Source organism: Rhodococcus sp. SB1D (assembly GCF_048573875.1).
GTDB lineage: Bacteria > Actinomycetota > Actinomycetes > Mycobacteriales > Mycobacteriaceae > Rhodococcus_F > Rhodococcus_F qingshengii.
In genome coordinates this window covers 210740-236826 of the sequence record NZ_JBMAIQ010000007.1, presented here as the reverse complement: position 1 = coordinate 236826, position 26087 = coordinate 210740, and the positions used below count along the sequence as shown (strand labels likewise).

Below are 26087 nucleotides of genomic sequence, written 5' to 3'. Positions count from 1 at the left end.
TTCAGTTCTCGTAACGGCCGGAAATGTCGATCACGTCGCCTTGCTTCTCGAACGCCTGGGTAGCGGCGTTCCACTCGAACGGCTGGAATGCCAGGATTCCCAATGCATGGTCCGCGGTCATCGTGAATTTGATTCCGTCGATGAACATCGGCGGGTGGTAGTCCTGCGTTCGTGCGGCACTCATGATGCTGGCGCGTGAGAGTCCGTCGGATGACTCAGAGGCCCGAGTGAAGTTGTCCACCAACAGGTCACCGATGGCCCAGCCGTTCACGGTGTAGCTGTTGGTCGGGGAATCGGCACCGTGAGCAGCCGCACCGGCCAGGTAGTCACGTACCGCCGCGTCATCCTTGTAGAGGGCGTTGTTGGGATCCTTGAGCCACACCATCACCTGCTGCCCGTCGGCAGCATCACCTGCGGGCGCATACAGCGTCGCACCGTCGACGCAGTTCGACGGTTGAATCACGGTGTCGGGCTTCCATCCGACACGTCCGATCGCCTGGGTGATCGCGAGGCAATCGGTGGTGACACCGGCCACCACCAATACCTCGGCGCCACTGGCTTTGAGGGTCGATGCCGCCGTCTTGGGGTCGGTCAGCGCCTCTTCGGCTGCGATCTCGAAGTTCGTTCCTTCGATCGCGGACTTGAAGCCGTTGGCGATCCCTTGTCCGGACTCGGTCTGGTTCGTGGCCAAGGCAACCTTGGCGCCGCTCGGATACTTCTTCTTCAGGCTTTCGACCACTACCTCCATCTCGACGCCCGGATCCGGTAGATACTCCGTGGTCCACGGAAAGTCTTCGATCACCCGGAACTCGGGCATGCCTGCCTGCGCGAAGAGCAGTGGAACACAGGCAGTGGTCTGGTCGTCCGCGATGGCGTTCAACTGGCCTGCTCCGAACGTGCCCAGAACGTCGACCTTGTCCTTCTGAATGAACTCTCCGACATTGGCTTTGGCGCGCTCCGGGGAGAAGGCATCGTCCTTGACCACGACGTCGAGCTTGACGCCGCCGACGCCGCCGGCCGCGTTCTCGACCTCGAACCGTGCTCGCATTCCTTCGATCACGTTGCCGACCGCGTCGGCGAGCGGGCCGGACGTCGGCCCACTCCACCCCACCGTGAGTTTGTCGGTGATCGGCGCCGCGGCACCACTGGGATCGCTGCAGTCGTCGACCGATACTGCTCCGGCCGAGGTCGACGTGTTGCTCTCTGCGTCGGAGTTACCTCCGCAGGCCGAAAGGAGTAGTGCCGCAGCGGCGATGACTGCGGGAATCGTGGTCTGCCTTTTCATATCGTCCAGTTCCTTGCTGTGAGTTGAGAGAAACGAGAGTGGGCGAGGGAGACGGCGCTCAGGTGCGGGGTTCACCTTCGCGATACTTGGGATGATCTGCGGGAACCACGAGGACAAACCGTCGGAGAACGCTGTTGATCCGGCCGACGATTCCGTCCGGCATCAAGAACACGATCGCGATCAGCACCGCGCCGAACACCACTCCCGACACGGGGCCGTCGGTGACGCTTCCGGTGTAGTACGGCAGGAACACCACTGCCGTCGCCCCGACGATCGGGCCGAATTGCGTTGCGATTCCGCCCAACACCAGTCCGGTGATGAACTCGATCGACTTCATCAACGAAAAGGACTCGGGTGAGAGCGCGCCGATGTACATCGTGAACAGCGAACCTGCCAGACCGGTGATCGCGCCGGAAAGTCCGAAAGCGAGAATCTTGACCCGCGCGACGTTGATGCCGTTTGCACTCGCCGCAATCTCGTTGTCGCGCACCGCAACCATTGCCAGACCGAATCGACTCTTGACGAGATTGCGGATCAGGAGCATGACCACTGCCAGCGTCACTACCGAAACCCAGAAGATCCAGAGATAGGTGTCCGCGCGGGTCAAACCCGTCCATTTCGGCGGGACCAGAAGATTCGCACGAACGACCATGCCGGCCGCGCCACCGGTGAGATCCCCGGTCTTGCGGATCACTTCGGGAAACGCCACAGCGACGGCGAGGGTAACGAGAGCCAGATACAGCCCTTTGATCCGCAAGGAGGGAAGCCCGACGAGAAGTCCTAGTACGAAACACAATACGACTGCCATCGGGATTGTGGTCAACGGCGAGTATCCGCGATCGACGATCAGAACGCCGGTCGTGTACGCGCCGAGGCCGAAGAAGGCAGAATGGCCGATCGACAGAAGTCCGGTGTACCCGCTGACGATATTCAGTCCGGCGATGGCAATCGCGATGATGAAGACACTCGTGAACTGCCCTACGCGAAACGGCGCGCTCTGCGACACGAGGAGCAGGGCACAGACGGCAGCCACCAGCAGAACCAGTTGGAGTATCCGGTACGACGTCGATCCGGCAACCACCACGCGCGGCTGCCTGACTGCCTTTTCGGCGACCGCGGGTTCATTTCTCTCGGCAAGCGTCGTCATACCCGCTCCAGTTTCTTGGTACCGAACAGTCCATTGGGTCTGACGAAGAGGATCACCACGATGATCAGTAGCGCGGATGTCTGCTGCAGCGAACCGCCGATGACCGAAATGTAGCCGCTGAGCATCGATTCCAGAACACCGATCGTCAACCCACCCACAACTGCGCCGACAAGACTGTCCAGACCGCCGAACAGCGCTGCCGCAGATGCTGCGATGAAGATCGGGAACATGGTCGTGAGGCCGAGTTGTTGCGGCGAGAGCGGAGTGACCAGGACACCGGCCAGTGCGCCGATCGCTGCCGCAACACCCCAGCCGATTGCGAGTATCCGGCTGGTCGGAACTCCGGCGAGAGTGGCAGATTCGGCATTGTCCGCGACGGCACGCATGTGCAGACCGACTCTCGTCTTGCGAAAGAGCAAGGACATCAACACAAGTAGGACAACGAGCGCAACCAGTACGCCCAGTGCGTCGCCGTACACGCGCGCGCCGCCCACCGAGATGTAGTCGGTGGGACCGTTGGGAAACGGGCTCGGCATGATCTTCGTTTCGCTCCCCCACAGCATTCCGGCCAACGAGTTGAGCCCGGTGAACAATCCCAGTGCCACTATCAGCACTGCCATGTCACTTCTACGTTGAACCGGCCGGATGAGCAGACGCTCCATCAACGCCCCGAGCAGGAAGCCGAGAGCGAGAGCCGCTCCGATCGCGGCCCAGATCGGCCAGGACATCGTTGTGAGCCACCACGCCACGAAGGTTGTGAACAGGGCCAACTCGCCCTGAGCGAAGTTGATCGTGCCGGTGGCACGGAACACCACCACGAGTGCCAGCGCGAGAATTGCGTAGATCGAGCCGTTGGTCAATCCGGAGATGAGTCGTTCGAGAAAGAGTGTCACCGTTTACTCCTGGTACCCGAGATAGGCGCTGCGCACGACGTCGTCCGAACGAAATTCCTCGGGCGTGCCGGCAGCGACGATGGTGCCTACGTCGAGCAGGAAGACCTTCGACGCGAGTTTCATCGCGAGATCGGCATTCTGTTCCACGATCAGCAGTGCAGTTCCGTCGCTCCGGTTGATCGCACCGAGCGTGTCGAACAATTCGGCGATGACGATGGGCGCCAGACCCAGGCTCGGTTCGTCGCACAAAAGCAGGGTGGGACGGCTCATCAATGCCCGCGCGACCGCGAGCATCTGCTGTTCACCGCCTGACAGCGAACCTGCCAACTGTGTGGACCTCCTCGCGAGCACCGGAAATGTCTCACACCACCGCTCGATGTCGGCCTCGATCTCCGCCTTGTCGTTGCGAAGCGCAGCGCCGACGAGCAGGTTGTCACGTACCGACAGTTGACCGAGAGTTCCACGGCCCTGTGGGACAAGGCTGACGCCGGCGGCCACGGCGCGTTCAGGTTTGGATCCGAGCGGCGAACCGTTGAAGGTGATCGTTCCCTGGTGCGGAATCAATCCGGCAAGCGCACGCATCATGGTGGTCTTGCCGGCACCGTTCGCGCCGAGAACAACAGCGACCCCGCCGGGTTCCACGTCGAGCGAAACCCCGTGCAGTACATTGCCTCGCCCGTAACCGGCATGCAGATCATCGACGCTCAGCAGGCTCATGCCGCTCGCCCCAGATAAGCATTGATCACGGCGTCGTTCTGCTGGATCTCCGCCGGAGTACCTTCAGCGATCTTGTGGCCGAAGTTCAGTGCGACAACGTGATCGGAGATACCCAGCACCAATCCCATGTGGTGTTCGACCAGAAGCGCTCCGAAGCCGAAGTCGTCGCGGAGCGAGACGATCAGTTCTCCCAGCTCCTTGACTTCGCTGTGTGTGAGCCCGCCGGCGGGCTCGTCGAGCAGAAGCAGCGAAGGCTCGGACATCAATGCTCGTGCCAGTTCGACGCGCTTGAGTGTTCCGAACGGAAGGCCTGCTGCCGGCGCGTTCGCGACGTCGACGAGTTCGAGGCGTTCGAGCAGGTACCAGGCCTTCTCTCGCAGTTCTCGGACTCGGGCGCGCGCTGGAGGCCAGCCGAGAACCCCGCTCGCCAGTCCGAAGCGGCCCCGAGACGATCCGCCGACCATGGTGTTGTCGAAGACGCTCATGCCGCTGAACAGTGCGAGATTCTGGAAGGTCCGAGCGATCCCTGCAGATGCCAATGCATAGGGCCGCAATCCCAAGAGGTCGGTTCCTTGCCAGGTGATGACACCGCGACTCGGTTCGTAAATCCTTGTGATGCAGTTGAACAGCGTGGTCTTACCAGCGCCGTTCGGCCCGATGAGTCCGCAGATCTGGCCGGCGTGGACGTCGAAGCCGACGTCGTCGAGAGCCGTGACTCCGCCGAATTCGATCGATACATCGGAGAGCGTGAGTACGACCGGGTCATTCGCGGGTTGTGCGGGTGGTGTGTTTCCAAGCATTGGTTTCACCTCCTCGTGACACTTCAATTAACAGTGTGATAGAGATTACTACAGTAAACAGAGGCACTCCGTCAACGTGCGGCCCCCGATCCGGAGCCGAGAAGGGACATCATCGTGAGGTCCAACAACATTCACGCAGTCGACAGCGGCGGGGGCCCAGACGTCAGGGACTACAGCCCGGTCGACGCTCTCGTCGCCAAGCAGGAAATCTACGAGGTTCTGGCTCGTTTCCTCCGAGCTGCCGATCGCGGAGACGTCGAGGACGCCAGGCGGTGTTATCTACCCGGCGCAACCGAAGACCACGGGGGTGTCTTCACCGGCACCGCCGACGACTACATCGACCACATCGCCGGGGCCATCACTCACCCACGGTCACTGACCACCCACGCAATGACCAACGTCCTGATCGAACTCGACGGGGACACAGCACACGTCGAGTCCTACGTGCTTGCCTTCGCACGAATCAAGCACTCGGACGGCATAGCCGACACACTCACCTCGGCGCGCCTGATCGACCGCTTCGGCTACGAGGACGGCAGGTGGGGAATCCGCCACCGCGCCCTGCGGTGGGACTGGAACCACGACATGGCCACAGCCGAAGGCTGGATCTTCGGGATGCTCGCGCCTGAAACGTCCTTGAAGAAGAGCAAGAAATTTCCCGACGACCTCATCTACACCCGGCAGACACAGGAGCACTCATGACAAGGTTTCGCGGAACGCCGATAGAGGGCGCGACTGTCCTCGTCACCGGCGCCAATCGAGGGCTCGGCTTGGCCTTCGTCCAACAGGCGAAGTCGATGGGTGCCGCCAAAATTTATGCAGGGGTGAGAAATCCCGACGAGGCGCCCGCCGAGCTGCGATCCACCGGAGCACACATCGTCGAACTCGACGTGACCGATCCAGGACTCGTCGATGCAGCGGCCAGGGAGTGCGGTGACACCACAGTGGTCGTCAACAATGCCGGACTGTTCACCGGGAATCGGTTGATCGAGGCCTACGACCAAGCGGCTGCGCGAGCCGAGATGGAGGTCAACTACTTCGGGCCTCTGACGATGATCCGCGCCTTCGCGCCGGTACTCGCCGCCCGCGGCGGAGGATCGATAGTCAACGTCCTGTCGGTGGCCGCAATCGCTCCGACCGCCTTCATGGGTGGCTATTCACCGGCCAAGGCGGCTGCTCTGTCGCTCGGCGGCATCGCTCGCGCCGAACTCGAACCGCACGGCATCACCGTCACGTCGTTGATCGTCGGCAGCGTCGACACCCGCATGGCGTCACATGTGCAGGGCCACAAGGAAAACCCTCTCGACATCGCGGCAACCGGACTCGCCGCCATGCAACGCGGCGAGTGGACGTGCGACACCGATTTCATGGCAATCGACGCGCGTGCGCGCCTGGCCCGCGACCCGATTCGGTACGAACGCGGACTGGGCAAGCTCCTCTTCGCCGGCGAACTGACCACCCGATCATGAGCGATCCGATTCGTGTTGCCCAGTGGGCGACCGGCGCCATCGGCAAGACGGCGCTACGCGGAATCATCGATCGTCCCGACCTCGAGTTGGTCGGCCTCTACGTGTACAGCGACGCCAAGGCGGGTCGAGACGCCGGTGACATCGCCAGACGAGCACCGACGGGGGTGATCGCTACACGCGACGTGGACGAGATCATCCGCTCGCGCCCACAGGTTCTCATCCACAGTCCGCGGTTGCAGATTCCGTACGAACGCCACGACGACGATCTGTGCCGTCTGCTTCGCGCCGGGATCAACGTGATCACGACGGCCGGGCAGCACTTCCCCCGCGCACACGGCACCGAACGCGAGCACATGTTCGCCCAAGCATGCAAGGAAGGCGATTCGACGCTCTACGGGGTCGGCGTGAGCCCAGGTGTCATCGGCGAGCGATTGGCGTTGGCGCTGACGGGAACATCGATCGAACTCGACCGAATTACGATCGACGAGGTGCTCGACGCTCGCGGCATGCCTGACCCCGACTTCGCGTTCACCGTCATGGGAATGGGTTCGCCCCCGGAGGAACTGGACGGAACCGGGCCGTTGCCCTCGCTGTACGCGTCGCTGTACCTCGAGACCATCGCGTTCATGTGCGAGCGCCTGGGCGTCACCTACGACGAGGTCGTGTCCGATCACAGGGTCGTTCCGGCACGTACGGATCTCGACGTCGCCGCCGGACGCATCGCCGCGGGAACCGTCGGAACCACCGAATGGCGCTGGCACGCAATGGTCGACGGAAAGCAGTTCCTCACCCTCGCCATCATCTGGACCATGGAACCTGATCGCGACGAATACGCGGGACGGGACCAATGGGAAGTCCACCTCTTCGGCAAACCCGAGATCGTGATGACCGTCAACCTGGTCGAACCACAAGATCCGAACAGTCGCACGACAGCCGGTCAGTTCATCACTGCAGGCCCGGCACTACGCGCCGTCGAGCATGTACTCGCTGCTCCCGCCGGCATTTTCGAACCCCCTGTCTTTGCCCCCTTCAGATTGGAGCATTCAGCATGACAACTCAGCCGACGGCCGTAGGTTCGACTGCCACCCGTGAACCTGCCACCCGTGAACCTGCCGTCCGTGAACCTTCCGTGAACGCGCTCCTGCCCGACGGTCGCCCCGTGCAGAATCTGGAAGACTTGCTGCGCAGCCGGGCGATTGCCAGTCCGGAGAGCACCGCCGTCATCTCCGATGACGGGCGTACCAGTTTCCGCGAACTCGACATCGAAACAAATCGTGTCGCGAATGCACTTCTGCGCGATGGTGTTCGACCCGGCGACCGGGTGGCGTACATCGGGGCCAATGCACCGTCGTTCCTCTCCGTCCTGTACGGATCTTCGAAGATGGGCTCGATTCTGACGGCCGTCAACAATCGGCTGGCACCGGGCGAGGTCGACTACATCCTGAGCAACAGCGAGCCGACCGTCGTCGTACTCGGAGCAGGCGATGAGGGCCTCTCCGACGTCGCCGCGGCGGTCGGTAGCGTCCGTACCGTCGTCACGGTGGACGGTTCCGGAAACTCGATCTCGTGGAACGACTGGCTTTCCGGTGTCGGCGACGACGATCCGGGGTCGTCGCGCCGCCCCGACGACACAGCGCTGATCTTCTACTCGTCGGGAACCACCGGTCACCCCAAGGGAATCGAACTCACCGGCGCCAACCTCGGCCGTGCCCTCGCCACCATGTATCACCTGCTCGATCTCGACACCGACTCCGTGGCTATGTGCCCGGTTCCGTTCTTCCATGTGGCCGGACTGGGTCTCGCCCTGGTCACGACGCTCGGCGGTGGCGCTCTACTGCTCGAGACCATCGCCGGACCTCTCGAACTCGTCGCGCTGATGCAGGAGTACAAAGTCACGCATGCGGTCGCCGTTCCCGCGGTGATCAGCGTCCTGACCTCCCTTCCGGCTGTGCGCGAGGCAGATTGGAGTGCCCTGCAGTTCCTGGTCTACGGAGCCGCGCCGATGCCACTGCCCCTGTTGCAAGACGCGACCGAGGTCTTCGGGTGTAGTTTCCTGCAGGCATACGGTCTCACCGAGTCGACCGGCGGCGTCACCATGCTGACCCCGGAAGATCATCGGGCGACCGACGAGTCGACCGCGCATCGGTTGAAGTCCGTCGGGCAGCCGATGTTCGGAGTGCCCATCCGCATAGTCGATCCCGTGACGCTCGAAGACGTCCCGGTCGGTACCCGCGGAGAGGTCGTCATCGGCGGCGCTCACGTCATGAAGCGTTACTGGCGTAACGAAGCAGCCACTGCGGCCACCATGTTGGACGGCGACTGGCTTCGCACCGGAGACGGCGGATCGTTCGACGAGGACGGCTATCTCTACCTCCACGACCGCCTCAAGGACATGATCGTCTCCGGCGGTGAGAACGTCTATCCGGCCGAGGTGGAGAGTGTTCTCTCCGGGCACCCCGGCATCCGCGAGGTCGCGGTAGTCGGCGTTCACTCCGATCGGTGGGGTGAGACTCCCCTTGCCGTGGTCGTTCGAGCTGCTGATTCGGATGCAACCGAAGCGGAGATCATCGAGTGGTCACGCGAACGACTGGCTCACTTCAAGTGCCCCAGTGCGGTTCGGTTCATCGAGGAGCTGCCACGCAACGCTAGCGGGAAGCTGCTCAAGACTCGTTTGCGACAGGACTTCGCTTGAGTCCATGACACGAATTCGGGGCCGGTCGCTTCGAGCGATCGGCCCCGATTTCTGTCATTCGATGTGAAGCACGCTCAGCGTGGGTGAATCCGGAATTCCACGCCGCCGACACTCAGCCCGGGCTCGACGGCAGACGCGCCGCTCGACGCCGCCAGATCGATTGCAGTGAGCATCGACCGCTCCCCCGGAACGAACGACACGACGCGTGATCCCAGCCTGATCGAGAGTGGTTGCGCCGAGACCGGTTTCTTTCCGAACACTTCGGCCCACAGCGTCGCCGTCCTCGCCGGATCGGGCGAGGACACGTCGACGCCGAGGATGTCGTCGACCCAGGGATCGAGGGAAACCTCATTCTCCGTCTCATCCCAGAACCACTCGTCGGCGTCGGGAATCTCGTCGAGTTCTACGAGCAGTCCGAGATCACCGGGATGAAGTTGGACGATCCGGTGACCGTAGGCCTCGAGATCTGCCACCGTCCGAACATCGGCCGCAGCTGCACGTTCCAGATAGGGCTCGATGTTCGAAACCTGGATCGAGAGTGCATAGCCGCCCTCCCCTCCGCCCTTGCGGATCCATCTCGCCAGCGAGACCGTCTCGTCGAGCGGTGCGACGATCTCGAGAAATGCCTGCGGCCCGACGGCCAAGGTCTCGTCGGCCAAACCGATGTCTTCGAGCAGTGGATCTGTGAATCCTGGTGCCAGATTCAACGCTTCACGTAGTTGTTGACCGGTCTTGTCCAGGTCTCGTGCACCGATCACCACCTGCCGCAGGGTCTCCCACGTGCCCGCGTCGTGCATGCCCGTCACAGTCCGACCGCTTCGGCTGCGGTGTCGGCACTCTGCCAGCGTCGGAGCTCGGCACCCGGCGCCCACGTCGAGTGGGTGCCACTCGAAATCCGTTCGGGAAGGCGAAGTTTGCACAATGGTCCGTCTCCGACGCGGGCAGCGTCGAAGATCAAGCAGAAGGACGCGTCCTCGTTCATGTCAGTGGTCAACGTGATGAGATAGCCGTCGTCTTCGGCGGTACCACCCACGCGTGGTGCCATCGAGGTCTCGCTTCCATACACGCCGTCACCGAAGGAGAATCGTTCCTCGTTCCCCGTCAGCAGGTCGTGTTTGACCAAGCCGTCGAACAGGAACCACGACGGCTTACCCGAAGCCGCATAAGCGTATCGGTACTTCTCACCCGCGAAATTGCTGTTCATCATGCCGAATTCAGTGATCGAGTCACTGAGTTGCTCTTCACGCGTGGCTCCGGTGACCAGGTTCAAACGCCAGCGGTGAAGCCGGGTCTGCATGCGATCGAGAGCGAGGAAACGGAAGGCGCGCTCCCACTGATTGCCCATACCGTTGTCCGACGGTTCCGGATCACCCTGGTAGAAACCGTCCAGAACAATCTCGTCCCCCTCTTCGTAGGCGTTCACGAAGTGCAGGACATAGGTCGGATCGGCCTCGAACCACTTGATGTCAGCGGTGTTTCCGCGGCGTGGGATGACTCCGAGACGGAGCGGGATATCGGGATGGAAATTCGCGACGTGCGCGCCCTTCTCCAGCAGAACCGGATCCCAGAACAAGGGGCAGTCGTTGAGGATCGCGTAGTTCTCCGTGAAGGCCATGTCGTGCGGCAAGCGTGGACCTGGAAGCGGGACGTCGACGTAGTGGACCAACTCGTTGGCCGAGTCCACGACGCCGTAGTGCATGTACGGCGCTTCCTTGCTGTAGTTGAAGAACAGCATTTCTCCGGTCTTGTCGTCCACCTTCGGATGCGCGGACACACCCCATTCGAAGGGGAACTTGCCGTTCCAGCTTTCCTTGCCGAGTGTCTCCGCCGACATCGGATCGAGACGATACAGATCTCCGCACTGGTAGAAGCTGGTGAGAGCAGTCCCCCTGTGAACGACGACGTCGGTGCTGGACGCGTCCTTCATCCGGGTGCGCGCACCCTTGCCGCCCTCGGGGCGACTGAGTTTGGGAGACTCGGCAAGCCCGGCCCACAACGCAGCGCCGGCGTCCTGCTCGGCCGCCAAGCCGTCGGTACGTACGAATCGGTTGCGGTAGAACGACTCTCCGTCGCGAAAGCCCACGATGTGAATCATGCCGTCACCGTCGAAGGGGTGATACGCCTTCATCGAGGGATGGAGCGGATTCTCGGTGTTACGCAGGTAGACACCGTCGAGGTCTTTCGGAACCTCACCGAATACGACTTCGAGGTTGTCCGCTTTGAACTCGGTGGTCTGGGGTTGCCACGGGCCGGTGCGATACGGGTGATCGTCATCGGCGGGAAGGGTGGACAACAACTTGCCTACGATTTCGACGTCCATGGAATTCTCTTTTCGACTGATGGGGAAAGGCTGGACTGCACTTTCAGGAAACTGCGTCGACGACAAAACTGACGGTGGTGGCCGTACTTCCACCGAAGTTGAGCGTCGCAAAGCGGCTCGCACCCTCGACTTGGAAACCGCCGGCCGTTCCCGTCACCTGATGGGCCGCGTCGAGAAGCATTCGGACACCACTGGCACCCACCGGATGACCACCGCCGATCAGACCGCCGCTGGGGTTGATCGGTAGCTTGCCGCCCATGGCGATGTCACCACTCTCGATGGCTTTCCACGACTCGCCGGGTGCGGTCAGACCGATGTGGTCGATCGCGAGATACTCACTCGCCGTGAAACAATCATGTGTTTCGATCCCGTCTATCCCGGCCAGGTCGACTCCGGCCCGGGAGAAGGCACCCATCACCGCATCCCGAACGTGTGGCATCACGTAGGGATTATCGGCGTCGCGGGCCAGCTTCTGCTCGAGACCTAAACCAACAGTCCGATGACCCCAGCCCGCGATGTGGGCCAGCGGAGTCGCCGCAGCACCAGGGTGTTCACGCAGGTACTTGTCCGTCACCAGCACCACCCCGGCGCCACCGTCGGTCACCTGGCTGCAATCGAATCGTCGAACACCGCCTTCCACAACAGGATTGGTGGCGTCGTCGCCGCCTGCATTCCCGAGCAGATCGGGTACCGCCCAACCGCGTGTCTGCGCGTTGGGGTTGTTCTTCGCGTTTGCGAAGTTGATCTGCGAGATCGTGCGAAGGTGAGATTCGTCGATCCCGTAACGCCGCCCGTACTCCTTCGACACACGGTCGAACATGTACGGCCACATGAATTTTGCTTCCTGACCTTCGTGTCCGACCCAGGCTGCAGCGCCCAGATGGCCGGCCGCGTCATCACCCGGAACCGTCTTCTCCAGTTCGATACCCATCACCAGAGCCGCGTCGTAGTTGCCGGCGCGCAGGTCTGCCATCGCTGCAAGTACAGCGATACTGCCCGATGCGCACGCCGCCTCGTGCCGAGACGAGGGCACACCCCACAGGTCTGGATGCACGGTGGCGGGCATCGCGCCCAGCTGACCTTGGCCGGCAAACAATTGCCCGAAGGCATTACCGACGTGGATCACCTCTATGTCGGTGGCAGGAACCTTCGCCGCGTCCAGGGTGTGGTTCACCACCTCTTCGGCAAGGTTCGCGAAATCGAGTTCCTCACGGGTGAAGTTCCGTGCGAAGTCGGATTGGTACCCGCCGAGAATCCAAATGTTCGAAACAGTCATGACCTCTCCCCTTGCCGATCCGGCCTCGGTGACGTCACCGAGATACCCGCGCAACGGCGGTTGTAATTTCACCGCAACCGTACTACAACTAGCAGAGTAACTCTACTAATTGAAGGGTTGAAAATGACTGATGCTTTTGTCCTCGACTACGTGCGCACGCCGCGCGGTCGAGCATCGGCGCGAGGCGCCCTCCACGAACACAGCCCCGTGGACCTTGTCGTCCATCTGGCCAAGGCTCTGCAGGGTAGAACGAACCTCGCCGCAGAACAGATCGACGACGTCGTTCTCGGTTGCGCATCGCAGGTGGACGAGCAGGGCGCGAACATCGCGAGAACTGCCGCACTCCTTGCCGGTTGGGGCGACTCCGTCCCCGGCGCAACCCTCAATCGATTCTGCGCATCCGGCGTCGACGCAGTCGGCCAGAGCGCGGCCCGCATTCGCGGCGACGACGTGTCCCTCGTCGTGGCCGGTGGCGTCGAAAGCGTCTCCCGGACTCCGATGTTCAGTGATCGCGGACCGCTGTGGACCGATCCGGCAACTATCGCGCAGATCGGTTCCATCCATATGGGTGTTGCCGCCGACTTGAATGCCACGATCGAGGGGTACTCCCGCGACGAGTTGGATGCGTACGGCGTCGAAACCCAACACAAGGCTGCCGAGGCCTGGCGCAACGGCGCATTCGAGCGGTCCGTTGTGCCTGTCCCCGGCAGAAACGGAGAAGCGGGAACAGCCCACGACGAACTGGTCAGGGCAGAGACGACGGCAGAGGGACTCGCAGCGCTGCCTGCCGCCTTCGAAGGGCTCGGCGCCGCCGGTCAGGATGCACTCGCGCTCGCCGCCTACCCTGAGGTCGGCAAGATCGAACACCTGCACACCGTCGGATCCTCTCCCGCCATGGCCGACGGCGCAGCGCTCCTACTCCTCGGATCCGAGAAAGCCGCGGCGAGAGCCGGCTTGACCCCTCGCGCACGGATCATCGGATCCGCCTCGACTTCGGTGAATCCGGTCCTCATGCTCACTGCGGGCCAGAGCGCCGTGGAGGCAGTCATCGCGCGAGCCGGGCTTCGTCCACAGGACATCGACGTGTTCGAGTTCGCAGAGGCGTTCTCCGCACTCTGCCTACGGTTCCGCCGCGATCTTGACGCCGGGCCGGACCGCATGAACCCCAACGGAGGCACGATGGCGATGGGCCATGCATTCGGCGCCACCGGAGCAATTCTCGTCGGCGCATGTGTCGACGAACTGGTACGGAGCGACGGACGCTACGGTGTGGCCGCGGTCAGCGGCGCCGCCGGTGTCGGAGTCGCGGTGCTCGTCGAACGGATCGCCTCATGACCGTCAGTTCACTCTCTGGCCGCGTTGCCGTCGTCACGGGAGGGGGTAAGGGCCTCGGCCGTGCCGTCGCACTGCATCTCGCGAGCCGAGGGGTCACGGTGATCGTCAACAATCGAAATCGCACACTCGATTCGAGCGGCCGAGGCCCTGCAGATCAGGTTGTCGACGAAATCCTCGAAGCCGGTGGACAGGCCGTCGCCAACCACGACGACGTCACCGACCCCGAGGTCGGCCGAAAGTTGGTGGACGACGCTCTCACTCGGTTCGGACGACTCGACTTCTGCATCACCAGCGCCGCGGTCAGCGGTCCACAGATGCTTCATCGCACCACCGCCGAGAACCTCAGCACCGTCATCACGACAAACGTCGTCGGAACCGCACTGGTCGCCGCCGAAGCCTCCCGAGTGATGCGCGAAGCCGGATTCGGGCGCATCGTGATGATTGCCTCGACCGCAGGACTGCACGGAGAACCCACCGTGTCCGCCTACGCCGCCAGCAAGGGTGCCGTCATCGCATTGGGACGCACCGCAGCCGGCGAAGGAGCGAGTCGCAATGTGTTCACCAATGTCGTACTGCCCTATGCCACTACGCAGATGACCGAATCCGGAATGGATCCACGATTCATCGACATCATGGGTGCCGACCTGGTAGCCCCGGTGGTCACCGCCCTCGTCGATCCCGAGTCCACGACCAACGGGCAGGTGATCGTCACGGCAGGCAACGGGGTGCGTTCGGCAGACGCCGTCGAGGGCTCGACCGAATTCTTGCCCACCACCACAGAACTCGATGCCAAAGCGCTCGACGCGCTACTCGTGACCAGCCGACTCGGCGCTCCTCACACCTATCCGAGCGCACAGGAAGCCTTCGCGGACTTCGCTTCCGAACTGCTCGACCACCACAATCGGAAAGCGCGCGCATGACCGACATCCCACTGGGCGATCTTGCACTGAACTTCGGTGTGAGCGCACTCGCCGTCCTCGTCTTCATCGCAGTCGTGATGGCCGTCGCCATCCGGATGAACAATCACTCGATCATCGACATCTGCTGGGGGCCTGGCTTCGCCGTCGTCGCCGTCGTCTCGTACCTGACGTCCATCGGGTCGGACGGCAACGATCTGCGTCGCCTCGTCGTGCTGGCTCTGACCGTGGTGTGGGGAATGCGACTCGGCCTCTACATCGGCTTCCGAAACCGTGGGCACGGGCAGGACAAGCGCTACACTGCCCTGCTCAAACATCAACAGGGACCGCTGGTTCCGTTCCTGATTCGCAAAATCTACGGCCTCCAGGGCGTTCTCATTCTCGTGGTGTCGCTGCCCGTCCAGTTCGCGATGTACGAGTTTCGCGCCCTCGGAGTCCTCGGCGCGATCGGCATCGCGGTCTGGACCGTCGGCTTCGTCTTCGAATCGGTTGGAGACTACCAACTTTCCCGCTTCAAAGCTGATCCGGCCAATGCCGGGAAGGTGATGGACCGTGGGCTCTGGGCCTGGACCCGCCATCCCAACTACTTCGGTGATGCATGCGTCTGGGTCGGACTGTTCATCCTCGCGCTTGGTGATCCATTGGCGCTGATCACGATCGTCTCTCCGATCGTCATGATCAAACTGCTGGTGAGCTACAGCGGTAAGGCCCTTCTCGAACGCGGCATGCGCAAGAGCAAGGGGCAGGCCTACGACGACTACGTAGCCCGGACCAGCGGATTCTTACCTCGTCCACCCCGTCCGGCACGAAACCACGCGTCGTGAGCGCCCCCACGAGTGGTCTCGCCGACGTCTTCGATCTGGAATCGACCGGCCCGGACCGGTGGCAAGGGTCGAACGACGGTGTTCGGCTGCCTCAGCTGTTCGGCGGCCAACTGGTAGCCCAGTCGATTCTCGCAGCCGGGCACACGGTTACCGACGGCAAAGCGATCAGTTCCGTCCACACCCACTTCCTTCGCCCGGGGTCGACGAATCGCGCGACCGAGTTCTCGGTAGATCGCCTTCGGGACGGAAAACGCCTGTCCACCAGAGGCGTCGACGTCCACCAGGACGGACGACTCGTCTGCCGTTCGACGGTCTCTGCCTCCTCGATCGACGAGGGCATCACTCACAGTCGCGCAGTACCCGCCGCACTCCCGCCCGCTGAGTGCGTGACGTTGCAGGAGTTGGCCGAGGCAGACGGTGGGTTGGGAGAGGTGTGGGAGGAGTTCTCCGCCATCGAGATTCGTGTGTCCCCCATCGATTCGCAGTCCCCCACGACGCATTCGGCGGCGCCTCCGCGCAACATCTGGATGCGTTCGGCTCAGCGGCTGAGCGACGATCCACTGATTCACGTGGCTGCTCTCGCCTATGCCAGTGATCTGATGCTGATGGCAACCGCGCTGACTCCGCACGGCTACGACATCGGGCAGGAGCACTCGCTCGACACGGACTGGACTGGTGTGTCCCTCGATCACACGATGTGGTTTCAACGCCCTGTGCGGGCGGACGAGTGGCTGCTCTTCGAGCACTCGACCCCCACAGCTCACACCGGCAGAGCAGTAGTGAATGCGGCGGTCTTCGATCGATCCGGACTCCAGATCTGCCAGATCACTCAGGAAGCGTTACTCATTGCCCGCACCGAGTGATTCCCGACTCTTTCTGCAGACCATTCGGTACGGTCTCGCGGTGCCGCAGGGTGCGCGGCCTATGATTTCGGGGTGGTACGAGTGAATGCAGCCGGATCTTCGACACCCACCGCGTCGGCGGGCGTCACCGAGTTGCCTGCCGGCGGTCCGAACGCACTGGCCGTCACGCTCGGGTTGTTGGGGGACGAGTGGAACCTCTGGATTCTGCGATTCGCCCTGTTGGGGTCGCGGCGATACAACGACTGGCTCGCCCTCGGGGGAATCTCCAACTCCGTATTGTCCTCACGGTTGGCGGTCCTGACGGCCGGCGGAATGCTCGAGCGTCGTGAGTATCAGCAGAACCCGCCCAGGCACGAATACTCGGTCACCCGCAAAGGGCAGTCGATCTGGCCCGTCCTCATCACCATGTGGTCGTGGGAGAAGCAGTGGGCGCCCAATGAAACCCAGCCGCTTCCACCACTGCGGCACAGCACCTGCGGAAACGACTTCACCCCGATCCTGCGCTGCAAGGAGTGCGGCGAGGACGTGGACGTACGATCCCTGGACTCCCAAATGGGTCCGAGTGGGGACTTCTCACGCAGTGTCCCGGAAGCAACATCGCGGCGACGCTCCACCAAGTCCGAACGCCGTCCGGAGATTCTGGCTCACACGATGGAACTTGTCGGCAATCGCTGGTCAGCGGCGATCATCGGTGCAGCTTTCCGAGGCGCTCGCCGCTACGGAGAGTTCGCCGAGATCACCGGTGCACCACCGGCGATAGTCGCGGATCGCTTGAAGCACCTCACCGAGATCGGTGTAATGGAAACGCGTCCGCTTCCCGGTCGCCCACAGTGGTCGGAGTATCGACTCACCGCCAAGGGCACGGCGTATTTCCCCGTGGTGATGTGCATGATCTCCTGGGGTCAGCGTTGGTTCAGATCCGCGGACGGCCCGGACATCGTTCTCCATCACAAGGCCTGCGGTAAACGGTTCGAAGCGCGCTTGGGTTGCAGTGTGTGTGGTGAAGAGTTGAGGTCTTCGGACATCGAGGCCGTCGACCTCACCACCTCGGTTCACGTACCCGGGTCCGGTTGGTCCTGAGGTCCCCGCTCAGCCGGCAGTGCGGATCCGGTCGAAGCTCCGGCCTCGGTGTTCGAGCGGCAGCCTGTCCCCTCGCCCGAACAGTTTGTTGCGCAGCGTTCCCTCGTCGTAGTCGCCCTGGTAGGCACCTCGTTTGGTCAGCTCCGGAATCACATGCTCCACAATGTCTTCGAAGGTTCCAGGAGTCACCGCGTACGCGAGATTGAAACCGTCGACGTCGGTCTCGGACACCCACTCCTGCAACTCGTCGGCGACCTCCGCGCCGGAACCGACAACGATCGGGCCGAGCCCGCCGATGCCCGCCCACTCCGCGATGTCCCCCACCGTCCATTCGCCGCCTTTCTCGTCGGCCTGACGAAACGATGCGACCGCGGATTGAATGGCATTGCTCTCGACGTTCCCGATCGGCTCGTCCGCTCGGTATCCGGAGAGGTCGATTCCCATCCACCCCGAGGTGAAAACGAGCGCGCCTTCACTACTCGCGTAGCTGCGGTAGTCCTCGAGCTTCGCCTGGGCCAACTCAGGGGTTCGGTCGGTGATGATCGTCAACAGTGTGTAGATGCGGGCCGAGTACGGATCTCGCCCGACCTTCGTCAGTTCGTTTCGGATTCGAGCAACGGTGTCTTTGAGAATCGCCTTTGTCGGTGCACCCACAAAGATCGCCTCGGCATTCTCAGCGGCGAACCGCACCCCACGAGGCGACGCGCCGGCCTGGAAGATGACCGGCGTCCGCTGTGGAGAAGGTTCGGAGATGTGGATGCCCGGAACCGTGAAGTGCTTGCCTTCGTGCTCGATCGGATGAACCTTGGCGGGGTCCGTGTAGACCCCGGTGGTTCTGTCACGCACCACCGCGTCGTCTTCCCACGACGTTTCCCACAACTTGTAGAGAACTTCGAGGTACTCGTCCGCGTGGTCGTAGCGATCGTCGTGCTGGAGTTGGTCGTCCTCGCCCATGTTCCGCGCGGCCGAGGGGAGGTATCCGGTGACCACGTTCCACCCGATTCGCCCGTTCGTCAGGTGGTCGAGGGTGCTCAAGCGCCGAGCGAACGGGTAGGGATGCTCGAAAGCTGTACCTGCGGTGATCCCGAAGCCCAAGTGCTCGGTCACGGCAGCCATCGCCGACGCCAGCAGTAGCGGGTCCGAGACCGGTACCTGCGCGCCCTGCCGCAGCGCTGCGTCGTGATTGCCGCCGTACACGTCATACGTTCCCAACACGTCGGCCAGGAACAGCCCGTCGAATCTTCCACGCTCGAGGAGCTTCGCCAACTCCGTCCAGTACGTCAGATCCGTGTACCTGGACGACTGGTCCTCCGGGTGGCGCCACAGACCTGGCGATTGGTGGGCGACGCAGTTCATGGCAAAGGCGTTGAAGCGGATTCTGCGGGTCATTCCCGCACGATGCCGTGCCTGCTCCGCGGTGAACACCATTGCGATCAGTGCGATCGGTTCGGCTCCTGCTTGCACCCGGCGATACCGTCGACTTCGCGACCTCGTCGGCGGGCCGCTACACTGACTAGCGCAGCTGTGACGCCCGAGGCTTCGTGCCGACAGGTCGAGCGGACGCAACAGCAGTATCGGGAAGCGAAAACCCCGGCAGCACAGGGTTTTCAGCGCTTGTCGGTACGCTCCCCGCCCTCGTAGCTCAGGGGATAGAGCATTCCTCTCCTAAAGGAAGGGTCGCAGGTTCGAATCCTGCCGAGGGCACCAGGTGGGACTCTCCCCACATCGGCGCGACCAACGTGCCATTCTTGAATTCATGACGACGCCTCACTCCACGGCTACTCCCCCGAAGAACATGTCTTTGATCCCGGGTGGGACGTACTGGATGGGCTCCGAAGATTTCTATCCGGAAGAACGCCCAGTTCACCAGGTCACCGTCGACGGATTCTGGATGGACACGACGGCGGTGACGGTCGCCGAGTTCCGACGCTTCGTGAAGGCAACCGGCCACGTCACCACTGCTGAAATCGCCCCGGATGCCGCCGACTATCCCGACGCCGATCCAGCCCTCCTCGTCCCGGGATCGTTGGTCTTCACTTCGCCACCCGGCCCGGTTTCACTTGACGACTACACCCAGTGGTGGTCGTTCACTCCCGGCGCCGATTGGCGCCATCCCGAGGGCGCCCACAGCAACATCGGGGGACGTGAACGGCACCCCGTCACCCACGTGTCGTACTTCGACGCCCAGGCCTACGCCGCGTGGGCCGGCAAGGAACTCCCGACCGAGGCCGAGTGGGAGTTTGCCGCCCGCGGTGGACTCGATCGCCAGGCGTACGTGTGGGGCGATCACGACTCTCCGGGCGGGCGGCCCGGTGGCAACGTGTGGCAGGGCCAGTTCCCCTGGGAGAATCTGCTCGAGGACGGTTACGAGCGCACCGCTCCGGTCGGAAAGTTCCGGCCCAACGGCTACGGACTGTTCGACATGGCCGGGAACGTGTGGGAATGGACGGCCGATCACTACACATCGGACCACGCCCGCAGTTCCAAGAACGTCGCGCCGGCCTCGTCGTGCTGCATTCCTCGTAATCCCCGAGCGGAGTTCGCCACGGAGGCGTTGGTGGGCGAACCCTACGCACGACGGGTGATCAAAGGCGGCTCACATCTGTGTGCACCGAACTACTGCTTGCGCTACCGCCCCGCCGCGCGGCAGGGCGAATCCGAGGAGTCCTCAACCTGCCACGTCGGCTTCCGGTGCATCATCCGCATTCCGCAGGAGTAGATCAGAAGGGCACGTCCCCCAGGATGGCCACCCGCTCCATGACGCGGCGATGAGGGAAGTAATCACTCGCTGCGTAGTGCTGGGTAGCCCGGTTGTCCCAGAAGGCAATGGAATTCGGCGCCCACTTGAAGCGGCACTGAAAGTCCGGGACCTTGACCTGCGCGAACAGCAGGTTGAGCAGATCGTTGCCTTCGACAGGATCCATGTCCGGAATGTGGGTGGTGAAAAGGCTGTTGACGAACAGAGTCTTACGCCCGGTCTCCGGATGCTTACGCACCATCGGGTGCAGGACCGGCGGGTACTGCTCCTTCATCTGTTCCAACTTCTCCGGGCTCATGCCGCGTCCGAAGGACGGCACGAAATCGTGGATGGCGTCCTTGCCGTCGATCAAGTCCTTGATCTCGTCGGGGAGGCAGTCGAAGGCGTTACCCATATCAGCCCAGAGCGTGTCACCACCGGCAGGCGGTACGTCGATCGCCCGAAGTACTGAACCGAGCGGCGGCGTCTTCGTCCAGGTGACGTCGACGTGCCAGATGTTCTCGGTTCCTGGACTGTCCTCTCCGCGTTCGAATCTGACGACTGCCGGGACCTCTCCCTGCGGGAGAAGTGGATGAACCTCGAGTTCACCCCAATGGGCCGCGAAGTCACGATGATTCACGCTCGAAATCGGCTGGTCCCGAAAGAACACGACCTTCCATTCGAGGAGGGCCCGACGCACGTCCTCGATCTGCTCCTCCGACGGGTCACGCAAGTCGATATCGCTGATCTCGGCACCGATGAATGGTGTGACGGGTGTCAGAGTGAACCGCTCGTACGGCCTCGATTCAACGCCTTCCGGGTTTCGCCTCATTCCGCGTGGTCCGAATTCGATTGTGTGATTGCCGATTTGGACTGTTCGTGAGGATGTAAGGGTAGCCATCGAATGACTCCGTCCTGTCGTGTCGTGTCGCGGGGTCACACGTCAGTCGACGCGTGCACCCGCTTTGCTCGTGTGCGTTTGTGTGCGCTTTGGGGCGCGGTCAGTGCTCCTACCGCGAGATCGACCAGATGATCCACTGTCGTATCGAAATCTGCCTGCACAACCGGGTTTTCGTCTTCGCGGCGCTGCTCGAAGATTGCCAGAGCGGAGACGCTCATGTTGAACGTCAGATCGATCCGTTCGACCGCGACGCGGCGAGATAGATGCGGCAACGCCCGCGTCAACCTGACGACAACTTCGTTGATCCCCTCGCTGACCTCGCGGAACTCAGCACTCTGCGTATCCACCGACGGTGAGATTCGGGCAATGAACCTCGCATAGTTGGAACCGTCGACCGTCGCCAGAAAATCTGCCAGCGGGTACAGAAAGGCTTCGACCAAAGCACGGACCAAGTCGGTCCGCCCACTGGCGTCGATGTCGTCGAGATACGTCAGTCGCGCTGCGTTGATCTGATCCATCCGATGCCGGAATACGGCCAGCACCAGACCGTCTCGCCCACCGAAGTGATACTGAACTGCAGAGTTGTTGCGCTGCCCGGCCGCAGTCGCCACGTCCCGCATGGACACTTCGTGAATACCTTGCTCGGCGAACATCCGCTCGGCGACGGCGATCATGGCGTTCTTGGCATCCAACGAGGCGGGCATACACCGACCATATAAGTCACTGTCTTAATTCCGCAAGCCCCATCCCCTGTGCGCGGTTAGGGAGTGCAGGGACTCCTTAACCACTCACGGGGGTAGTTGTCCCAGTCAACGAGACATACGCCGCCAACTGAATTCCGATCGATACGCTCCAGATTAAGACGACAGCTTAATCCGCCCGGTTTTGCACACGCCAAGGAGCCTGCTGGTGAATCGCCATTCCATTCCGATCATTCCCGAGACACCGAACGTCGCGGCCGCCGTGTACTACCCCGATCAGAATCCCCCGTACACCCGCCCGGAACCGCTTCGCCCGCCGGCCGGGGCCCCGAACGTGCTGCTGATCATGATCGACGACGTCGGATTCGGCGCACCCTCCGCGTTCGGTGGCCCGTGCCGCACCCCCACCGCCGAGCGTTTGGCCGAAACCGGCGTGAAATACAGCCGATTCCACACCACGGCTCTGTGCTCGCCGACGCGTGCCGCCACACTGACCGGGCGCAACCACCACAGTGTCGGTATGGGTGTCATCTCCGAAATGGCCAACGCGGCACCGGGATACAACGGGACCCGCCCCGCCTCTGCCGCCACGGTCGCACGCGTCCTACAGGGAAACGGCTATGCGACAGGTGCTTTCGGCAAGATGCACCAGACCCCGACGTGGGAGACCACCGCTGCCGGGCCGTTCGATCGTTGGCCGGTCCGTGAGGGTTTCGACAAGTTCTACGGTTTCCTCGGTGCCGAGTCCGACCAGTTCACCCCGGTTCTCTACGAGGACTTCACGATGGTCGACTTACCCAAGACACCACAGGAGGGTTACCACCTGTCAGAGGATCTCGTCGACCACGCGATCGAATGGGTCGAGGGCGTCAACACGATGGACCCCGACAAGCCGTGGTTCTGCTACCTCCCCTTCGGCGCGTGCCACGCTCCACTCCAGGTCCCGGACCGCTACCTGGACAAGTACGTCGGCGAATTCGATCACGGGTGGGATCGCCAACGCCAGATCACCCTCCAAAAGCAGAAGGAACTGGGCGTCGTCGCTCCTGACACCGAATTGGCCCCGTGGGCTCCGGGGCTCCCACACTGGGACGAACTCGACGACGACCAGAAGAAGGTCTCGGCCCGTCTGATGGAGTTGTATGCGGCATTTCTCGAGCACACCGACGACGAGGTAGGCAGGCTCGTCGACCGGTTGCAGGACATGGGTGTACTCGACAACACTCTGGTGCTCTACATGATGGGTGACAACGGCGCTTCCGCGGAAGGCGGAATGGAGGGCTCGTTCAACTACCTCGCCGGCCTCAACGGTTACAAGAGTGCGACATCCGACGTACTGGCGCGCTACGACGAATTGGGGACCGAAACCAGCTACCCGCACTATCCGGCGTCGTGGGCTCTGGCTCTCGACACCCCGTACCAGTGGGCCAAGCAGGTTGCGTCCCATTACGGCGGTACCCGGAACGGCCTGATCGCCCACTGGCCCAAGGGGATCGACAAGCCAGGCATCAGGGAGCAATGGCATCACTGCGTCGACATCACGCCGACGATCCTGGAAGCTGCCGGTATTCCGGCACCGTCCAGCGTCGACGGGGTGACCCAGAAACCGATGGAAGGCGTGGCGATGAACTACACCTTCGCCGAGCCCGACGCCGAAGAGCGCCACACCACACAGTATTTCGAGATCTTCGGCAACCGCGGAATCTACGATTACGGTTGGACCGCAGTCACGGCCCACCGCGCACCCTGGCTGATGGCCACTCACGGCCTCGAGCTCACACCGATGAGCGAGGACCGTTGGGAGCTGTACGACACCTCGGTCGACTGGTCGCAGGCCCGCGATCTCGCAGACGAGCATCCCGAGATCCTGGCCCGGCTCAAGGAAAAGTTCCTCGTCGAGGCGGCCAAATATCAGGTGCTGCCGCTGGACGACAGAACGGTCGGTCGCCACGCCACCGCGGAATCACGACCCCCGCATCCGATGATGGGCCGCAAGACCCTCACTCTGTACCCACACATGAACGGTCTGGTCGAGAAAGCCGCGCCGACGTTCTTCAACCGCTCATACACGCTGACCGCGAGTCTGGGTAGCGTCGCCGACGGCATGCTGGTCAGCCTCGGTGGCCGGTTCGGCGGATTCGCTTTGTACATACTCGATTCCGTCCCCGTCTACTGCTACAACTTCAGCGGCGGTGGTCGGACCTTCGTGCGTGGGCGCAACCCGCTGGCACCCAATGCACGCGAGGTGTCCGTCCACTTCGAGTACGACGGCGGCGGAATCGGCAAGGGTGGAACCGCAACCCTGAGCGTCGACGACGAGGTGGTCTCCGAAGGCCGGATCGAGAAGACCACTCGGGCGATCTTCAGCATGAACGAACAGCTCGACGTCGGCATCAACCGGGGAAGCCCGGTCGCGGAAGAGTTCGCGGACAAGGGCACGTTCCGCTACGGCGGCAAACTCCACAGCGTGACCGTCGACTTACGATCCACCCGAGAGGTGGTGTCCGCAGAGGAACGGGAGAAAATCTCACTCGCCGTGCACTGATCGACCAGGCGACGCTCGCCGATTGTGCAGCCGCGCAGGCCATCTGCCGCGCGGCTGCACAATCGCCCTGCGTCTATCCGACCGTGTACATCTGCAGGCACGGCCCCACCGGGCGACCTTCCAGGATGTCGCGGGCCTTCTCACGCGCTGCGTTGAACTCCCAGGGCGCAGTGGTGCCCGGCACTCCGAATCGATATCTGCTCAAGGCACATGAACGCTGCGGTTCCGGTAGACGATCCAAGGCAGGTACCGCGTCGACGGAGAGTCCGTGTAAGTAGGAAACATCGATGCTCTTGCCGCCCTCGAACCGTTCCACGTTCTTTTGCGCGATGTACGCGTCGGGGTTGAACACCGCGAAGGCCAGCAGCGCGACGGCCGAAGTGGCGAGAACAGCTGTGGGCAGCCACTTCCCGGACATCCGAATACCTGCGACGAGCAACAACACGAACACGAAGCCAAGAAGCAGCTCTGTCGCGAAGACGCTGACCCGGAGCACCGTGAAACCGTACTGATTCTCGTACAACCACATCCGGTGCACAGCGGACGCCACGATCACCAGGCTGAAGACACACAGGGCACCCAGCAGTCCGCGGGCAAGACGCCTCGATCCAGCGTCGCGGCGGTCGATGTACCGCACTGCGACGGCGATGACGAGCAGCGTCAGCACGGTAACCGCCATGAGCTGCCAGAAACCCTCACGCGCATAGTCCGCATAGGTCAGTCCATCGGTCACCTGTACGTGCTCGTCTCCCCCGAACAGCGTCTTCGTCTGTACTGCGACAAAACCGAGGAACAGCACGTTGAGTACTCCGAGCGGGACCGCCCACTCCCACATCGGCAACGGCGTCGCCGGCGCAGGTGCAAACGCGTCCACCGTCGGCGTTCTGCGGCGCAGATACACCGCAACCAGCGTGCCGAACGCCATCACGACGCCGGCAAAGATCCGTGCCCCCGGGTTCGACACCGAGATGGCCGGAGCGAAGCCGCCGAAGATCTTCGCGAACTCCGGATCCGCACTCACGAACAAAGATCCGAAAATCAACAGGAGAAGAATCGACACTGCGCCCACGACGACAACTCGCGCCGCCGGCACCCGCGGAGCAGAGCGGGTAGCGAGCTTTCGACGACGAACGAAGTTGACCGTCCGGTGCGGTGCCCGCCAGGGAGCAAGCGTTCCCAGAAGTATCCCGGTCCACGTCCGCCCGCCGATCAGAGTCCACGTGAACAGAACCCATGCAACCACGACGCAGAGGAACACCAACCACTCCGCACCGCGAACGGCGGCAACACCCAGCAGTGCGAGCATCCCGATGGCGGCGACCCACTGCGTCACGGTCATCCGCGGCGGCGTCAGAATCCCGAAGACGATCACCACACCGGCACCCACGATCAAGTACGCGATACTCGCGAACCCTGGGTCGAGGATCAGGGCCGCAAGCACCCCTACTGCGGCCGCGCCGAGGAGCATCGAGCGGGTGGCCATCGAAGTGCGATCGGGACGCCAGAACCGGCTGGAACGCTTGGGTTTTACGGCCGGCATCGGCGGTTTCGGTGGAATTACTATCGGAGCGCTCATGTGATCTCC

At 62.7% G+C, this 26087-nt stretch carries 23 protein-coding genes and 1 tRNA gene; 12 read left to right on the top strand and 12 right to left on the bottom strand.

What is annotated here, in order from left to right; all coding sequences use genetic code 11:
• Position 1: 1 nt before the first annotated feature.
• The 5 genes from ACN50D_RS17760 to ACN50D_RS17740 are packed head-to-tail and all read right to left on the bottom strand — an operon-like array spanning position 2 to position 4842.
• Positions 2-1285 carry an ABC transporter substrate-binding protein gene (locus ACN50D_RS17760; RefSeq protein WP_003939841.1) on the bottom strand — a complete coding sequence of 428 codons (1284 nt, stop codon included), beginning with the start codon at positions 1283-1285 and terminating at the stop codon, positions 2-4.
• Between the two features lie 58 nt (positions 1286-1343).
• Entirely contained in the window at positions 1344-2432 is a 1089-nt protein-coding gene (locus tag ACN50D_RS17755) for a branched-chain amino acid ABC transporter permease (RefSeq protein ID WP_030534909.1), read from the bottom strand.
• Positions 2429-3325 (bottom strand): branched-chain amino acid ABC transporter permease, encoded by an 897-nt coding sequence (locus tag ACN50D_RS17750; protein ID WP_003940241.1) that lies wholly within the window; start codon positions 3323-3325, stop codon positions 2429-2431. Before ACN50D_RS17750 ends, ACN50D_RS17755 begins: the two co-directional genes overlap by 4 nt.
• Before the next feature lie 3 nt (positions 3326-3328).
• Positions 3329-4042, bottom strand: a complete 714-nt coding sequence (locus ACN50D_RS17745; RefSeq protein WP_003939931.1) for an ABC transporter ATP-binding protein — start codon at positions 4040-4042, stop codon at positions 3329-3331.
• Positions 4039-4842, bottom strand: a complete 804-nt coding sequence (locus tag ACN50D_RS17740; RefSeq protein WP_021345217.1) for an ABC transporter ATP-binding protein — start codon at positions 4840-4842, stop codon at positions 4039-4041. The genes ACN50D_RS17745 and ACN50D_RS17740 overlap by 4 nt, the downstream gene beginning before the upstream one ends.
• Positions 4843-4956: 114 nt before the next feature.
• Between ACN50D_RS17740 and ACN50D_RS17735 the strand changes: the two genes are divergently transcribed.
• The 4 genes from ACN50D_RS17735 to ACN50D_RS17720 are packed head-to-tail and all read left to right on the top strand — an operon-like array spanning position 4957 to position 9003.
• Entirely contained in the window at positions 4957-5544 is a 588-nt protein-coding gene (locus tag ACN50D_RS17735; RefSeq protein WP_042921371.1) for a nuclear transport factor 2 family protein, read from the top strand.
• Complete coding sequence (locus ACN50D_RS17730; RefSeq protein ID WP_021345218.1) at positions 5541-6311, top strand: SDR family oxidoreductase; 771 nt, start codon at positions 5541-5543, stop codon at positions 6309-6311. The genes ACN50D_RS17735 and ACN50D_RS17730 overlap by 4 nt, the downstream gene beginning before the upstream one ends.
• Positions 6308-7363 carry a dihydrodipicolinate reductase gene (locus tag ACN50D_RS17725; protein WP_158170065.1) on the top strand — a complete coding sequence of 352 codons (1056 nt, stop codon included), beginning with the start codon at positions 6308-6310 and terminating at the stop codon, positions 7361-7363. The genes ACN50D_RS17730 and ACN50D_RS17725 overlap by 4 nt, the downstream gene beginning before the upstream one ends.
• Positions 7360-9003 (top strand): long-chain-fatty-acid--CoA ligase, encoded by a 1644-nt coding sequence (locus ACN50D_RS17720; RefSeq protein ID WP_158170066.1) that lies wholly within the window; start codon positions 7360-7362, stop codon positions 9001-9003. The genes ACN50D_RS17725 and ACN50D_RS17720 overlap by 4 nt, the downstream gene beginning before the upstream one ends.
• Positions 9004-9077: 74 nt before the next feature.
• On the opposite strand, the gene ACN50D_RS17715 is transcribed toward ACN50D_RS17720, so the two are convergent.
• The 3 genes from ACN50D_RS17715 to ACN50D_RS17705 are packed head-to-tail and all read right to left on the bottom strand — an operon-like array spanning position 9078 to position 12599.
• Positions 9078-9800 carry a hypothetical protein gene (locus tag ACN50D_RS17715; RefSeq protein ID WP_249342790.1) on the bottom strand — a complete coding sequence of 241 codons (723 nt, stop codon included), beginning with the start codon at positions 9798-9800 and terminating at the stop codon, positions 9078-9080.
• Positions 9801-9805: 5 nt separating this feature from the next.
• Complete coding sequence (locus ACN50D_RS17710) at positions 9806-11323, bottom strand: carotenoid oxygenase family protein (protein ID WP_211920727.1); 1518 nt, start codon at positions 11321-11323, stop codon at positions 9806-9808.
• 43 nt (positions 11324-11366) lie between these two features.
• Positions 11367-12599, bottom strand: coding sequence for an acetyl-CoA acetyltransferase (locus ACN50D_RS17705; RefSeq protein WP_073512708.1), 1233 nt, complete (start codon positions 12597-12599; stop codon positions 11367-11369).
• A gap of 123 nt (positions 12600-12722) precedes the next feature.
• On the opposite strand from ACN50D_RS17705, the gene ACN50D_RS17700 reads away from it, so the two are divergent.
• The 5 genes from ACN50D_RS17700 (at position 12723) to ACN50D_RS17680 (ending at position 17618) form a co-directional block, all read left to right on the top strand.
• Positions 12723-13934, top strand: a complete 1212-nt coding sequence (locus ACN50D_RS17700) for an acetyl-CoA C-acyltransferase (RefSeq protein WP_211920729.1) — start codon at positions 12723-12725, stop codon at positions 13932-13934.
• Positions 13931-14854 (top strand): SDR family NAD(P)-dependent oxidoreductase, encoded by a 924-nt coding sequence (locus ACN50D_RS17695; RefSeq protein WP_073512707.1) that lies wholly within the window; start codon positions 13931-13933, stop codon positions 14852-14854. The genes ACN50D_RS17700 and ACN50D_RS17695 overlap by 4 nt, the downstream gene beginning before the upstream one ends.
• Positions 14851-15675 (top strand): DUF1295 domain-containing protein, encoded by an 825-nt coding sequence (locus ACN50D_RS17690; RefSeq protein WP_042451087.1) that lies wholly within the window; start codon positions 14851-14853, stop codon positions 15673-15675. Before ACN50D_RS17695 ends, ACN50D_RS17690 begins: the two co-directional genes overlap by 4 nt.
• Entirely contained in the window at positions 15672-16538 is an 867-nt protein-coding gene (locus tag ACN50D_RS17685; RefSeq protein WP_058037859.1) for an acyl-CoA thioesterase, read from the top strand. The genes ACN50D_RS17690 and ACN50D_RS17685 overlap by 4 nt, the downstream gene beginning before the upstream one ends.
• A gap of 81 nt (positions 16539-16619) precedes the next feature.
• Positions 16620-17618: a winged helix-turn-helix transcriptional regulator gene (locus ACN50D_RS17680; protein ID WP_030534921.1), complete on the top strand. Its 999-nt coding sequence runs from the start codon at positions 16620-16622 to the stop codon at positions 17616-17618.
• A 9-nt stretch (positions 17619-17627) separates the two neighbouring features.
• Here the strand turns inward: ACN50D_RS17680 and ACN50D_RS17675 are convergent, their stop codons facing one another.
• Positions 17628-19007 carry an LLM class flavin-dependent oxidoreductase gene (locus ACN50D_RS17675; RefSeq protein WP_168798795.1) on the bottom strand — a complete coding sequence of 460 codons (1380 nt, stop codon included), beginning with the start codon at positions 19005-19007 and terminating at the stop codon, positions 17628-17630.
• 242 nt (positions 19008-19249) lie between these two features.
• Between ACN50D_RS17675 and ACN50D_RS17670 the strand changes: the two genes are divergently transcribed.
• A tRNA-Arg gene (locus ACN50D_RS17670) sits at positions 19250-19325 on the top strand.
• A 49-nt stretch (positions 19326-19374) separates the two neighbouring features.
• Positions 19375-20337 (top strand): formylglycine-generating enzyme family protein, encoded by a 963-nt coding sequence (locus ACN50D_RS17665; RefSeq protein ID WP_162113700.1) that lies wholly within the window; start codon positions 19375-19377, stop codon positions 20335-20337.
• 1 nt (position 20338) lies between these two features.
• On the opposite strand, the gene ACN50D_RS17660 is transcribed toward ACN50D_RS17665, so the two are convergent.
• Entirely contained in the window at positions 20339-21256 is a 918-nt protein-coding gene (locus ACN50D_RS17660; protein ID WP_050654720.1) for a TauD/TfdA dioxygenase family protein, read from the bottom strand.
• Between the two features lie 35 nt (positions 21257-21291).
• Positions 21292-21960 (bottom strand): TetR family transcriptional regulator, encoded by a 669-nt coding sequence (locus tag ACN50D_RS17655; RefSeq protein WP_030534932.1) that lies wholly within the window; start codon positions 21958-21960, stop codon positions 21292-21294.
• A 205-nt stretch (positions 21961-22165) separates the two neighbouring features.
• On the opposite strand from ACN50D_RS17655, the gene ACN50D_RS17650 reads away from it, so the two are divergent.
• Positions 22166-24502, top strand: coding sequence for an arylsulfatase (locus ACN50D_RS17650; RefSeq protein WP_192712284.1), 2337 nt, complete (start codon positions 22166-22168; stop codon positions 24500-24502).
• A gap of 73 nt (positions 24503-24575) precedes the next feature.
• Here ACN50D_RS17650 and ACN50D_RS17645 read toward each other — a convergent pair whose 3' ends face one another.
• The gene (locus ACN50D_RS17645) at positions 24576-26078 is read right to left on the bottom strand and encodes a DUF4153 domain-containing protein (protein WP_306665674.1); all 1503 of its coding nucleotides are present in this window, start codon (positions 26076-26078) and stop codon (positions 24576-24578) included.
• Between the last annotated feature and the right edge of the window lie 9 nt (positions 26079-26087).

Coding starts and splice junctions, on each gene's coding strand:
- ACN50D_RS17745 (WP_003939931.1), bottom strand. CDS start 4,042: ATGAGCCTGCTGAGCGTCGATGATCTGCATGCCGGTTACGGGCGAGGC.
- ACN50D_RS17755 (WP_030534909.1), bottom strand. CDS start 2,432: ATGACGACGCTTGCCGAGAGAAATGAACCCGCGGTCGCCGAAAAGGCA.
- ACN50D_RS17665 (WP_162113700.1), top strand. CDS start 19,375: ATGACGACGCCTCACTCCACGGCTACTCCCCCGAAGAACATGTCTTTG.
- ACN50D_RS17695 (WP_073512707.1), top strand. CDS start 13,931: ATGACCGTCAGTTCACTCTCTGGCCGCGTTGCCGTCGTCACGGGAGGG.
- ACN50D_RS17710 (WP_211920727.1), bottom strand. CDS start 11,323: ATGGACGTCGAAATCGTAGGCAAGTTGTTGTCCACCCTTCCCGCCGAT.
- ACN50D_RS17720 (WP_158170066.1), top strand. CDS start 7,360: ATGACAACTCAGCCGACGGCCGTAGGTTCGACTGCCACCCGTGAACCT.
- ACN50D_RS17740 (WP_021345217.1), bottom strand. CDS start 4,842: ATGCTTGGAAACACACCACCCGCACAACCCGCGAATGACCCGGTCGTA.
- ACN50D_RS17730 (WP_021345218.1), top strand. CDS start 5,541: ATGACAAGGTTTCGCGGAACGCCGATAGAGGGCGCGACTGTCCTCGTC.
- ACN50D_RS17760 (WP_003939841.1), bottom strand. CDS start 1,285: ATGAAAAGGCAGACCACGATTCCCGCAGTCATCGCCGCTGCGGCACTA.
- ACN50D_RS17675 (WP_168798795.1), bottom strand. CDS start 19,007: ATGACCCGCAGAATCCGCTTCAACGCCTTTGCCATGAACTGCGTCGCC.
- ACN50D_RS17655 (WP_030534932.1), bottom strand. CDS start 21,960: ATGCCCGCCTCGTTGGATGCCAAGAACGCCATGATCGCCGTCGCCGAG.
- ACN50D_RS17690 (WP_042451087.1), top strand. CDS start 14,851: ATGACCGACATCCCACTGGGCGATCTTGCACTGAACTTCGGTGTGAGC.
- ACN50D_RS17715 (WP_249342790.1), bottom strand. CDS start 9,800: ATGCACGACGCGGGCACGTGGGAGACCCTGCGGCAGGTGGTGATCGGT.
- ACN50D_RS17660 (WP_050654720.1), bottom strand. CDS start 21,256: ATGGCTACCCTTACATCCTCACGAACAGTCCAAATCGGCAATCACACA.
- ACN50D_RS17725 (WP_158170065.1), top strand. CDS start 6,308: ATGAGCGATCCGATTCGTGTTGCCCAGTGGGCGACCGGCGCCATCGGC.
- ACN50D_RS17700 (WP_211920729.1), top strand. CDS start 12,723: ATGACTGATGCTTTTGTCCTCGACTACGTGCGCACGCCGCGCGGTCGA.
- ACN50D_RS17705 (WP_073512708.1), bottom strand. CDS start 12,599: ATGACTGTTTCGAACATTTGGATTCTCGGCGGGTACCAATCCGACTTC.
- ACN50D_RS17645 (WP_306665674.1), bottom strand. CDS start 26,078: ATGAGCGCTCCGATAGTAATTCCACCGAAACCGCCGATGCCGGCCGTA.